The following is a 13,072-nucleotide window of genomic DNA, read 5'->3' on the forward strand; positions in this document are numbered from 1 at the left end:
ACTGCACTCATTCGCACTAGTCACCTACTGGTGTAGGCTCCTAGCGTCTCATTCATTTGTCGCCTAACTGCACCATGAATTATTTAGAGTATAACGCCTAAGATAATTGGCGGTTAAAGGCGTTAATCATTGTCTGAATTATTTTATTATAAGGTAAGTTTTGCTAGGGCTATATACCTTTATTTATTATCATAATGTTAAATTTACTTAGCAAATTAGGCACTATTCATGCGAGCTCAATATTTCCATGTCAATCTTACTCAGTGTGATTATCGAAATGTCAGCCCAATGGGGATGGTAAGACTGATTGCTTGTGAAAAAGTATTTTTCTTTAATCAGGATGATTTTTCAAATAGCGAAATTTTTTTAGAGCGCATACAGCAAGGTGACGCTTTGATAATTTGCGCAGAAGAGATGAACGATGGAAGCTATTGGGTTAAATGGGTTTACCATGAAAAGCATGGTCGTTTAGAGCCTGACAGAACAGTCGGTTTTACTCGAAAGTTAGGAATACAATATTTAGTTTCATTGTTGTTAATGATGCTAATTCCTGCAGTGTATTACTGTTTTATTAATGCAGATGATAGTTTCTTAATGATCATCCTAGTGGCAATTCTAGGTTTAGCAGCTTTCGGCGGGATCGTTCTGTTTGGCCTTGCATTGGCCGAAACCAAATATATTTTAAGTCCAAAACGAAAGCGAATTTTAAAGGCGTTGGATTTGGTTATTGATGGGCAATACCAAAAAAGCGAGCAAGAGCAGGAAATTAACATTCCAGGGATTAAAACCTCGAAAGCCAAAGCCCGTAAATTGCGTCAATCAGTCGATAATTATCGTGATAAAGCGTCATTACTCACCACTCGTGGGAAGGTTAATATTACCTCAACCCTTAGCTTAACCGTTGCAAGAGGGGATACAGAACAAAAGCTTAATCATGTCGGCTTGCAGATTAATAAAAGCCATATGGATGTTTTGGTTTCAGCTAATGAGCCATTATTTAACAACCATAATCTCTTTATTGCCCAAGGTGACGAACTTGAGGTTTTTCATAAAAATATCCAAGCGCATTCAAAAGATCAGGTAATTTTTGGTATTTACAATCACCAAGACGGACTTGCCTATAGCTTGATTGGTAAGGGGGCTCCTCAAGAACGAGGTTTTTATTTCGGGCTGTGGGGGTTCGTTTGCTTACTTTTAATGTTCTTTGTCTTTATGGCCGGAGGGTTATCAATTTCCGAAACCCTAGAGAAAGGCGGATATTGGGATTATTGGGACTGGGTTAATATTGTGGATACAGGTGTGCTATTTATCAGTTTCGCAGTAACGATTTTATTCGGTATCAGTTTTCTTATTGCTTTGTGCGTGGCGATATATTTTAAATTATCTCAGCGTGGAAGTGGGTATTATCAAGCGCAATATATTTTGAAGCATTTACGTCGTAATAATGGCCAAACGGATTATGTGACGGAGGTGCGCTCATGAACCCATTTCTGAGTAAACGTTTTCTCTTTTTGGCTTTGGTGTTTGCACTAAGTCTCGCTTTCACTTTTATTATTTTTATTCGTGCTGGTACGGTTGATTGGCAGTGGAAAAACCACAATGAAAATAGCTTCCCGATTGGTAGTTATGATTTTGCAACAACATTTCCAGCAGAAAATGGGATGCTAATTGTAGCTAAAAAAAGTGGCCGTTCTAATTATTATTACTCTTCTTATAATACTTATATGCCTTCAAGCGAATATGATAACCAGATTTTATTTGCAGATAATAATGGCGTGCATTTTATTACTCATAGCGATCAAAGTTTCTATAATGCGGTTTGTGAAAGAAAACAATGTTTAATGATGTTCAGTGATGGCTATCAAAAAATTAACTTAACTGATTTTTCAGTGAGTGAATTTACACCTTGGAGTAAAAAAACTGGCAAGCTATTTTCAACGTTGATTATGGGAAAAATCTACTTATCTAAAAGCTCTCCTTTCTATGTTGTTGCGGATAATGAAAATATTTTTATCAGTGCTGATAAAGGAATGACATGGGAACATTTTATGAATGTTCGAGATTTAGCCAAGTCATTATATCCTGAAGAAATTGAAGGAAATTCAAATTTTTCTTATGCAACATATCGAGATAAAATAGTGATGTGGTATAGCTATGGCAATCAAATGGGATCATTAGAAGTTATTATGGATATCTCAACAAAACAGGTTATTAGCAGTAAATGGCTGCCTGTCAGGATCAATGAATCAGCACAAAATCGTAATGGTGATATTTTTGTAGTTGCTCAAGAGCCCTCACGTCGCTTATTTTCTTTGATGCAATTTCATACTAATGGTAATTTTGAGGTGATGGCAGAAAGCGGTTATAACCACATGAACAGCTTAGAAGTCGGCAATCAAGGTTTAATTGTTTCGAATATAGTTAGAGGTTCGCAACAATATTTAATGATGGATTTTGCCACGAAAGAGATCCGTTATCGTCCTCAGTTTCCTTTGTATAACAAAATATACAATATGGCGGATCAATCCTTAATTGAAATAGAAAGTACTTATTCGAATGAAGATAAATTAACTAAGGGAGCTCAAGTTTCTTATCAATCTTTGCATTGATACCTAGTGATGGTTTAATGCGTTCTCATTCAAGAAGGATAGGGGAAAACCCTATCCTTTTTTGTCATTATAGTGCGCGTTGTTTAGGTAACAAAATAACCGCGGTAGCTGCGATGACGGCAACGATAGCAAAAGCAATAAAATTCCAGCTAGTGGCAATCCCCAGGCTAGCGATATAAGCACCAAACATAGGGCCTGTCATTGCGCCAATTCGAGAAAAACTGAGGGCCCAACCTGTTGCGGAAGCTCGTGCATTGGATGGATAATAATTGGCAATATAACCCGTTAATATGAGTGCGGCAGAAATACTTCCAACACCTGCAAAAGCCACGAGAACGTAATTCATATAGATATTTTGCTTGAATATCAAGCAACCCACACCGATTGCACCCAGTAAAAAGAAAAATGCGACAGAATTACGTACGCCATATTTATCTGCAATTTTTCCGAGAAATAATCCACCTAATGCGGAGGCTAAACTGAACACAATTAAAAATGTTAAACTGGAGCCAAGGTTATAACCTTCTTTTCGCATAATAGATGGCAGCCAAGTATTTAACCCGTAAACTAATAGCATCCCACAGAATAATGCAACCCAGAAGCAAGCGGTGGCACGCAAATGACGCCAAGCAAATACGACTGCTACAATCACTTTAATACTTTGTGATTTATGTTGCACATATTCTGAAGATGATTGGTAATCAATGTCGAGTTTTTTAGCGAGAGTTTGAGCTTCAGAATGTAAGCCCTTGTGTGTCAAATATTCTAATGACTCAGGCAGAATACGCGCCATTGGCCAAATAAGTAATAGAGGTAATGCACCAAATGCAATCACGCTACGCCAACCAAAGTGTTCTAATAACCACATTGCGACGAGCGCGGCACTTAATATACCTAATGAATATCCTGAATACATAATTCCATAGTTAAAAGAGCGTTTTTCTGTTGGGGAATATTCAATCGTGAGTGCCGCTGCAACAGGAATAACTCCTCCTAAACCAATGCCACCAATAAAACGCATTAAACCAAAAAGCCAAGGCGTTGGTGCGAATGCTGCGCCTAACATGGTCAATGAAAATAAGGTAACACAAGCCAGTAACATGCGGCGCCGACCATACAATTCACTCAAAGTACCGATGATAAACGCGCCGAAAAACATCCCAACAAGCGCATAGCTACTCAAAGCACCTAGTTCTAGAGGAGATAAATTCCACTGTTTATATTCAGCAAGTGTAGGTAAAACTGCCCCCATAACACCGACATCATAACCTTCAAATAAAATACTCATCCAACAAATGAGTAAAACTTTAGATGTTGTTTTTGTAGAACCAAATGATTTCACTGCGATTGTTTGCATTGTCATGGCTAACTCTCTTATGGTGAGGGTTTGATTTTTTTAATTACAAGCCTATTTCTTGAGTCCAAGGTGACTTAGTTACACTCAACGTTTCTAAGGTAAAGTACAATGCTTAATGTTAATTAAAGGTTAAATTAATGCAGGAAATGGATATAGTTTGCAGTAAATCTGCACATGCAAGATGAGAAAGGTCTCTTTCCAATGACACATTGAAAAAATAGACAACTTTAACTTATTATATGGAAATATAACCGCTAATTAGGAAATTATAATTAGAATCCAATAAATACAGTTAATACTATACATTACTAATTATACGTGGCCATATTAGATATCATCACTAAAGATTACTAATTAAATCATTTCCTCTAAATCTATCAATACATAATCAAACGGTTGATTTTATTTTGGAAAACCATTTTAGTAAACCCTAGTTACTTTATGAATACTATAGTAATTGAAAGTAAAACTAAATATAAGATAAAAAATAAGTAATCTTGACTAGATTCGGTTTTTCATTTAATGCAAAATAACAATGCAAAAATTAATTCTAATTCTAATTTTCTTTTAATTGAGATAGCTAAATGAATATATCCAAAATCAGCATTGCATCAATTTTTATTGCAAGTGCATTATTAACCGGTTGTGCTAAAGAATCTTCTCGTTCCTTAGCCGTAGAAAAAGTTGCAACATATAACACGCAATATTCAGGTCCTAAAAGCCCAATATCAATAGGGAAATTTGATAATCGTTCTAGTTATATGAATGGCATTTTCTCTGATGGCGTTGATCGCTTAGGTAATCAATCTAAAACTATTTTGATGACACATTTGCAGCAAACGGGGCGTTTTAATGTATTAGACCGTGCAAATATGCAAGAACTTAAAGAAGAAGCTGGAATTAAAGGCCAATCGCAACAGTTAAAAGGTGCAACTTACGTGATTACTGGTGATGTGACTGAATTTGGGCGAAAAGAAGTAGGAGATCGCCAATTATTCGGTATTTTAGGGCGTGGAAAATCACAAGTCGCTTATGCCAAAGTTAATTTAAACGTTGTTAATGTTCAAACATCTGAAGTGGTATTTTCTTCACAAGGTGCTGGTGAATATGAATTATCAAATAGGGAAGTGATTGGTTTTGGTGGCACAGCCAGTTATGACTCAACTTTAAATGGCAAAGTATTAGATTTAGCAATTAGGGAAGCTGTAAATAACTTAGTTTCTGGTATTGAAAGTGGTGCATGGCAGCCAGCTAAATAAGGGAATAACATGAAAATTAAATTATTGGCTGTTTTAGCCGGTACTATTTTATTAAATGGCTGTGCTAATGAACCAAAACCGCTATATCACTGGGACGGTTATCAAACAACGGTTTACCAATATTACCAACAAACAGAAACTGGCCCTCAAGAACAAATTCAAACTTTGAAAAAGAATTTGGAAATGAGTAAAGCAAATGGTTTGGCAACTCCACCGGGGCTGCATGCGCATTTAGGGTTATTGTATTCAACAACCGGAGCGATTGATCTTGCAATGCAAGAATTTACTGCAGAAAAAGCATTGTATCCAGAATCTGCGGCTTACATGGATTTTCTCATGAAGAATAAAGGAAAAGTAAAATGAAACATTTACTTATAGTCTGTGGATTGATAATGACATGGTTATTAACGGGGTGTGCTCAGCCAACGAAAGTTGATTACACGGCATTTAATCAAAGTAAGCCCAAAAGTATTCTGGTACTGTTACCACAAAATAGCTCACCAGAAGTACAAGCCAGTCATGGATTATTATCACAAACGACGCTTCCTTTAGCTGAAGCGGGTTATTATGTTTTCCCTGTTGCTGTTGTTGAAGAAACATTTAAGCAAAATGGGATAACAAATGCGGGCGATATTCAGGCTGTTCCACCTGCAAAATTGCGCGAAATTTTTGGTACTGATGCAGTACTTTATTTGAATATTACTGAGTATGGTACAAGTTATCAGGTCATTTCTAGTGACACTCGTGTCACCGCGGATGCGAAATTGGTTGATGCCAGAACAGGGACATTATTATGGAGTGGCTCCGCGACGGCATCGAGTGCTGAAAATAATTCTTCCTCAAATGGTATTATTGGAGCATTAGTTTCAGCGGTTGTTAACCAAATCGTAGATACAATGACGGACAAAAGCTATGCAATTGCGGGTATAACAAGTGTCAGGTTATTATCTGCAGGTAAGCCTAATGGTATCTTATATGGGCCTAGATCACCTAAATATGGCAAAGATGCTCAGTAATTATTAATTGATTGAATAATGGGTAAAATAAAAAATATTTTACCCATTTAACTTAAGTTGAAATAAATTTAAGTTAAATTAACCTGTCTAATTATCTAATTACATTATTTATGCCTATCTTAATTGGTGTGATTAAGCGAAAAATCATCATATTAAATTCTTAATTTGATATAGAGATTAATACTGTGATTTGAGTCAAGTTGTTCTGGCCTATATCAAGAATAGTGTGATATAGGTACAATATTATGACAATGGCGATTACTTTGGTAATACAACTGTTATATATATAATAGCAGTCGGTTGTACTAATTCCTCGTTGATAGGAGTCATAGTATGTTCTTGTTAAACGAATCACTTATATCAAGGTATTTCTTCTATATGAAGAAATGGTTCAATATTGATATTTCCTTAGCCTTCTTCTTTCCAAATAAATAACCTTTCTTTTTTCTTTCCTTAAAGTTTTTTTAACTTATTTCATTATAGGTTAAATCTCTAATATTTATTATTTAATGAAAAATTAAAGGTATTATCATGGCTAAAAGAATTGTAGAACCATTCCGTATTAAAATGGTAGAAAATATCCGTATTCCATCAAGAGAAGAACGCGAAGCAGCGCTAAAAGAAGCTGGATATAACCCATTTTTACTGCCAAGTAGTGCGGTTTATATTGATTTATTAACTGACTCAGGCACCAATGCGATGAGTGACCACCAGTGGGCAGCAATGATCACTGGTGATGAAGCATATGCAGGATCTCGTAACTATTATGATTTAAAAGATAAAGTGAAAGAGATGTTTGACTATGATTATATCATTCCTGCTCACCAAGGTCGCGGTGCTGAAAATATGTTGTTCCCTGTATTATTGAAAGTTAAACAGGAACAAGGCGGCGCGAAAAAACCTGTATTTATTTCTAACTTCCACTTTGATACAACAGCAGCGCACGTTGAATTAAACGGTTGTAAAGCAATTAATATTGTTACCGAAAAAGCCTATGACTCGGATACTTATGATGACTGGAAAGGTAACTTTGATATTCAAAAATTAAAAGATAATATTGCAAAGCATGGTGCAGAAAACGTTGTGGCTATCGTTTCTACAGTAACTTGTAATAGTGCGGGCGGTCAGCCAGTATCTATGGCTAACCTAAAAGAAGTTTATGAAATTGCAAAACAACATAATATTTTTGTTGTTATGGACTCTGCGCGCTTCTGTGAAAATGCGTATTTTATTAAAGAACGTGATCCTAAATATAAAAATTCTACTATCAAAGAAATCATTCTCGATATGTATAAATATGCTGATGCATTAACAATGTCAGCGAAAAAAGACCCATTATTAAATATTGGTGGGTTAGTCAGTATTAAAAATGACGAAAAAATCTTTACCTTAGCAAGACAGCGTTGCGTACCAATGGAAGGCTTCGTGACTTATGGTGGTCTTGCAGGGCGTGATATGGCAGCAATGGTACAGGGGCTTGAAGAAGGGGCTGGAGAAGAATATCTGCATTATCGTATTGGCCAAGTTAAATATTTAGGTGACCGTTTACGTGAAGGTGGTATTTCAATTCAGTATCCTACAGGCGGCCATGCGGTATTTGTTGACTGTAAGAAACTTGTTCCACATATTCCAGGTGATCAGTTCCCAGCTCAAGCGGTAATTAACGCACTTTATTTAGAATCAGGTGTTCGTGCGGTTGAAATTGGTTCATTCTTATTAGGCCGTGATCCTGAAACGGGTAAACAAAAACATGCTGATATGGAGTTTATGCGATTAACGATTGCTAGACGGGTTTATACCAATGACCACATGGATTACATTGCAGATGCTCTGATTGGCTTAAAAGATAAATTTGCAACCCTAAAAGGGCTAGATTTCGAATATGAACCGCCAGTATTAAGACACTTTACTGCGAGATTAAAACCAATTAAATAATAGGTTGTTCTTATGGTTCCCGTGCAATGCGGGAACCTCATCCTTATTCTTAAGGTAAACACCATGAATAATTCGGCAGCCAAGAAAGAACCCTCCATAATGGTAGGGGGTTTTGTGCTAGGCGGTGCCATGATAGGGGCAGGAATGTTTAGTTTGCCTACTATTATGGCAGGAGCTTGGTTTATTAACTCTGTAGTTATTTTATTAATTGTTTGCTTTTTTATGTTTCACTCTGGAATATATATTCTAGAATGTATATCAAAATATGGTTCAGGAACGAATTACTTTTTTATATCTAAAGAACTATTACCAAAATGGGCATGTTACATTGCCAATATAGCATTAATATTTGTACTTTATATATTAATATATGCCTATATATCTGCAGCAGGTTCAGTTATTAAAGAAGCCGCTGCCATTTACGGATACAGCATAAATCTAAGATTGATATTTATTTTATTCACCTTAATCTTAGGCGCGAGTATTTGGTGGAGTGGTATCGGGGCAAGTCGTTTAACATCACTATTTTTATTTATCAAAATAATTTTGTTTGTACTGGCTTTCTCTGGACTATTTCTTATTGTTAAAACAGACTTACTGTTAACCTCACCAGTAGAAGGTGGGCAAGCATCATTACTACCATTTGTTTTTATTATTATTCCCTATGCAATCACATCTTTTGGTTATCATGGTAACGTTTGTAGCTTATATAAGTTATACCATGAGAATGAAAGAAAGGTTGTTAAGAGCTGTATTATTGGTTGTGTTTTGGCATTGGTTCTCTATTTTCTATGGATATTAGGAACGATGGGAAACCTACCTAGACCTGAGTTTTTAACTATTATCAATAAAGGTGGTAATTTAGATGCATTTATTGAATCACTATATGCAGTACTCAATAGCAAAAATATCGCAACATTCTTACTGTGGTTCTCTATTAGTGCTGTATTTTGTTCATTCTTAGGCGTCGCAATTGGGTTATTTGATTACATTCTTGCTTCGTTGAATTTTAAGGACAACCCATCGGGTAGAATGAAATCTGCATTATTATGCTTCTTGCCACCACTTATTCTTTGCATGTTATTCCCAAATGGTTTTTTAATCGCTATAGCTTATGCAGGTATGGCTGCATGTATCTGGGCAATTATTTGCCCTGCTGTTATGGCATTAAAAGTAAGAGAACGTTTTCCTGATTCTAGATTCAAAGTGTGGGGCGGAAAAGGGTTAATTTATGCCGTTATCGCCTTTGGAGTCGTCGGCATTATTTGCCAATTGTTAGCGCAGTTTAATTTGTTACCGATATACCGTTAATTTTTCAAAACACAGGCTGTAAAATAACTGCAAAGGTACAGTGAGGGTTCGCTGTACCTTTTTTCCTATCCAACGATACGATGGTTTGTGGCTAATATTGAAAGATGACGGTTTTTTTAAAATACATTTTAATATTTTGTCCTTGATAAACAATGGGCTTAAAGACCATTTTTTTAATCGCTTTAACCGCTTCTTCTTTAAAACCTAAATCAGGAATTTTATTATTTAGTATTTCAACGGACTCAATTTGACCATCTAATCCAACTAATAGCCGGAGTTGTACTTTAACCACTTTTGTATAACCTAAGGAGCGAGCCTCTTTCGGATACTTAGGGGTTGCATCCTGTAAAATTGTATAGGAAATACCACTCGAACCGAGTGCAGTATAACTTCCATCACCATTAGCCGAAAATTGGCTATTACCAGATAATATATTATTCCCTTTACCACTTTGATTACTCTCTGAAGCGGATGGGGTTGCGGAAGAATGATTTTCATCAGTTAAATTAGATGGCATTTCTTTAGCCGTTTCTTGTGAGCCTTGTTGCATCTCATGGCTTATCTTATTAGCAATAAGTTGATTTTCTGTGTTATTTCGAGAGTTATTGTTCAGTAATTTACTTTGCTTTTCTTGTTTTTTTCCTTGTACAGACTGACTGATTTCCGGTTTTGTATTTACTTTTGTTTCTTGCGTGAGTAAAGGCGATTCAATCGTGTTATCAACGGGAACATTCACTGGAATCAATGAATTTTTAAGTTGAGCTTTTGAAGGTATTTTACTTTCATTCGGTTGAGACTTGCTAACCTGCTTCTGTTGGGAAGCAGCTTCAGCCTTCGAGGGGGATTCTGATACAACTTCTTGTAATTGCGCTTGTCTCTTACTACTTTGTTCTCCTGTGCCCCCTGAAGAGCCCATTGCTCCCCCTAGAGATAAAGTTATCGTTTCCGTCCCTTCCACTATAGGTACCGCCCTACCTATTTGTAGGGCGATAAACATAATGACAATGATATGGATAACGAGTGACAGCGCTAAAGCAAGTTTATAACGAAAAAACGGGTGTATAGTCACTGAAACGTTTCCTGTTTAAATCAGTAGGTAGCTTTAATACCTGCGAAGAATGAGCGCTCATTTCCAGGAATCAATGAACCATAACCTGCAGTAACATAGTCGTAGTAAGTTTTATTCATTAAGTTAGTGACGCCACCATATAATTCGATATGTTCAATTGGTGTGTAACGAACACTGAGGTCAATGAGCTCACGTGATTTAACAACGCCATCTTCCTCTTTATTGGCATCAGAAAGGAAATTATTGTACGAACCGTAATAGGTGTACTGAATATCTCCCGATAAATCTTCGGTGAAGTCGTATTTTACTTTTAGCTTAACGGAGTGCTCTGGCACTTTAGTTAAACCACTTTTTGTGTAATCAATGGTATTTTTGCCGTTTTCTTCCAAAAACTGACGGCCATGGTTGTTATAATCAGAACGCCCTCTGAGCCATGAATAGGATTCTTGGAAAGTGAAATCACCGAGTGTCTGTTGGAAGTCAACATCAGCTCCCCAGCGACGAGTTTTTAACAAGTTCATTGTCTTCGCATCATTGACACTAGTGAGATAAATACGATTTAGCTGGTTATTCGTATTGGATGTCCAGAACGTGACATTGACAGTACTAAACGCTAGTTTGTCTCTTAAACCGACTTCAAATAAGTCATATTTTTCATCTTCGGCCTTAGTGGGAGTGTAAATTTTCTCACCATTGACGACAGATTGGTCGCTGATTTGCAAGCCATCGGGAAGGGTGTAGCCTCGTTCGTATCGCCCATAAATTCGGCCAGTATCGCGATAAAGGTAAGCAAGAGAAAGTTCAGCTGCGGTATTCCAACGGTCTGAAGTACCAGACCCATTTACTGTGCCACTTTTATCAAATGACCATTCCGACAATTCACGTCTCAACCCTTGAGTAAATACAAATTGATCTGATTTTAGGCTGTTAAGGACATAAATTGCCTTTGTTGTTTTATCATAATCAAAATTATGAGGAACCCCATAATATCGGCCTTTACTGTCTTTTTTATAGCTCCCAATATAATGAATAGAAGCCTTTTGTTTTGCATAATCTACGCCAAAAAGTAGATTGCTATCATCGAGATAGCCGATATCTAATTTGATTTTTGTTCCATGGCTTTTTTGATTAACTTTTTGTTCCCAGTTGGCATTATTAGTATAAAAACCATCAGTGTAGAAAACATCTGTAGCAAAATTGAGTTTTTCAGTAAGTGCATTTTGGTAACTTAAATTATAGCTATCGACTTCGCGGTCACCGATCAGATAACCGCTGATTGTTTTTTTAATTAGTTTACCATTCTCATCAATACCGACAGTGACGGTTTTGTCTGGTGGAACGTAGTCTTTACCATACTTTTTGATATTACGTGATGTGAGCGTTTTCACGTATTGAGAACTTTCAGTGAGATGACTTCCTCGTAACATGAGGCTTTGATCTGGGGTAAGATCCCATCTTCCACCTAATGAATAATATTCTGAATTACGGTAGGTATCTTTATAGTAAAGATCACGATTTAGTTTACTGGCAGTACCTAAAATTGAAAACTTATCATTAACCCGAGCGCCCAAATTGGCATTTAAGCGATATCCTTCTGAGTTCCATTCAGATAAAACACTTGTTTTTGGATCAGCCATACTTCTCAGATTTGAAGTGATATTAATGACGCCACCGGCAGTCCCTGAGCCGTAAATAACGCTTCCACCACCGGGAATGATCTCAATACGCTCAAGTTGTTCAACGGGAATAATATCGTAGTTAGTGGTATAAGGGTGATTTGCTAATGTGGTAATTGGAGCCCCATCAAGTAATACTTGTAGGTTACGTTGTGAGGTTTCAGCCCCTTGTCCCCGCAAGTCAATATTACCTTGTCCAGAGGTATCGACACTAATACCAGGAACGGATTTAAGCACATCAGAGATTGTGCGGTTTCCTTTGCCTTGAATATCTTCTTTTGAAATAACAATAATTTGTTTGGTGTCTCGTAAACGTTCTATTTCAACATAGTCAGGTCGTGCATAACTATCTTGTAGCTCAATAGCATCAGTTGTTTCTTGAAGTTGTGGTGATTCAAGTTCTTTATTGGCTGCATGTGTCGTAAAAGAAAGTGTTGATAAAATAATGAAACAAATAAAACTTGGCTTAAATTTAACCATATTGTTTCCAACGGAGGAAATGTTTTTCATTGGAGTAGGCTTGCCTTTTGTAATGATAATGCAAATGATAATCAATCTTATTATATTGTTGTTAGTTTCAAGATCAATTAATTTAAACAAATTTATTCTGTAGCTAATTATTTGATTTAAGTAAAAATAAGCTGTTGACTTATCGGAGTGTCTAATTGAGAGGGTAGCAATTTTTGCACTAGGTTAGGTGTGAAAATAGCGATAAGGATGGTTCATTTACCCAGGTTGGATGTTTGCATTTAGCGATCTACTTCAAATTCCTCATATTAATCTCAAATTTTTATTATTCTTTGATTTCCAAAACCAAATAGTAACCCTTTTGAAATATAA

At 36.4% G+C, this 13,072-nt stretch carries 10 protein-coding genes; 7 read left to right on the forward strand and 3 right to left on the reverse strand.

What is annotated here, in order from left to right:
- The first annotated feature begins 228 nt into the window (after nucleotides 1-228).
- Both PR809_RS12630 and PR809_RS12635 read left to right on the forward strand, forming a co-directional pair.
- Nucleotides 229-1,482 (forward strand): hypothetical protein, encoded by a 1,254-nt coding sequence (locus PR809_RS12630; protein ID WP_241098781.1) that lies wholly within the window; start codon nucleotides 229-231, stop codon nucleotides 1,480-1,482.
- The gene (locus tag PR809_RS12635; RefSeq protein ID WP_206276874.1) at nucleotides 1,479-2,609 is read left to right on the forward strand and encodes a hypothetical protein; all 1,131 of its coding nucleotides are present in this window, start codon (nucleotides 1,479-1,481) and stop codon (nucleotides 2,607-2,609) included. The genes PR809_RS12630 and PR809_RS12635 overlap by 4 nt, the downstream gene beginning before the upstream one ends.
- 67 nt (nucleotides 2,610-2,676) lie before the next feature.
- Here PR809_RS12635 and PR809_RS12640 read toward each other — a convergent pair whose 3' ends face one another.
- A complete protein-coding gene (locus PR809_RS12640; RefSeq protein WP_272524537.1) occupies nucleotides 2,677-3,972 on the reverse strand; it encodes an MFS transporter in 1,296 nt (431 codons plus the stop codon).
- 578 nt (nucleotides 3,973-4,550) lie between these two features.
- On the opposite strand from PR809_RS12640, the gene PR809_RS12645 reads away from it, so the two are divergent.
- The 5 genes from PR809_RS12645 (at nucleotide 4,551) to PR809_RS12665 (ending at nucleotide 9,487) form a co-directional block, all read left to right on the forward strand.
- Nucleotides 4,551-5,225 carry a CsgG/HfaB family protein gene (locus PR809_RS12645; RefSeq protein ID WP_102137964.1) on the forward strand — a complete coding sequence of 225 codons (675 nt, stop codon included), beginning with the start codon at nucleotides 4,551-4,553 and terminating at the stop codon, nucleotides 5,223-5,225.
- Between the two features lie 9 nt (nucleotides 5,226-5,234).
- Nucleotides 5,235-5,588 carry a DUF4810 domain-containing protein gene (locus PR809_RS12650; protein ID WP_166264294.1) on the forward strand — a complete coding sequence of 118 codons (354 nt, stop codon included), beginning with the start codon at nucleotides 5,235-5,237 and terminating at the stop codon, nucleotides 5,586-5,588.
- The gene (locus PR809_RS12655) at nucleotides 5,585-6,241 is read left to right on the forward strand and encodes a DUF799 domain-containing protein (protein WP_102137962.1); all 657 of its coding nucleotides are present in this window, start codon (nucleotides 5,585-5,587) and stop codon (nucleotides 6,239-6,241) included. The genes PR809_RS12650 and PR809_RS12655 overlap by 4 nt, the downstream gene beginning before the upstream one ends.
- A 531-nt stretch (nucleotides 6,242-6,772) precedes the next feature.
- Complete coding sequence (locus tag PR809_RS12660) at nucleotides 6,773-8,176, forward strand: tryptophanase (protein WP_102137961.1); 1,404 nt, start codon at nucleotides 6,773-6,775, stop codon at nucleotides 8,174-8,176.
- A gap of 63 nt (nucleotides 8,177-8,239) precedes the next feature.
- A complete protein-coding gene (locus tag PR809_RS12665) occupies nucleotides 8,240-9,487 on the forward strand; it encodes an aromatic amino acid transporter (protein ID WP_102137960.1) in 1,248 nt (415 codons plus the stop codon).
- A 91-nt stretch (nucleotides 9,488-9,578) separates the two neighbouring features.
- On the opposite strand, the gene PR809_RS12670 is transcribed toward PR809_RS12665, so the two are convergent.
- Together PR809_RS12670 and PR809_RS12675 are read right to left on the reverse strand one after the other, a co-directional pair.
- Complete coding sequence (locus PR809_RS12670; RefSeq protein ID WP_206276203.1) at nucleotides 9,579-10,403, reverse strand: energy transducer TonB; 825 nt, start codon at nucleotides 10,401-10,403, stop codon at nucleotides 9,579-9,581.
- Nucleotides 10,404-10,576: 173 nt separating this feature from the next.
- Entirely contained in the window at nucleotides 10,577-12,712 is a 2,136-nt protein-coding gene (locus PR809_RS12675) for a TonB-dependent receptor (protein WP_229597481.1), read from the reverse strand.
- Nucleotides 12,713-13,072 lie beyond the last annotated feature (360 nt).

The organism is Providencia sp. PROV201 (genome assembly GCF_028479545.1).
Classification (GTDB): domain Bacteria; phylum Pseudomonadota; class Gammaproteobacteria; order Enterobacterales; family Enterobacteriaceae; genus Providencia; species Providencia huaxiensis.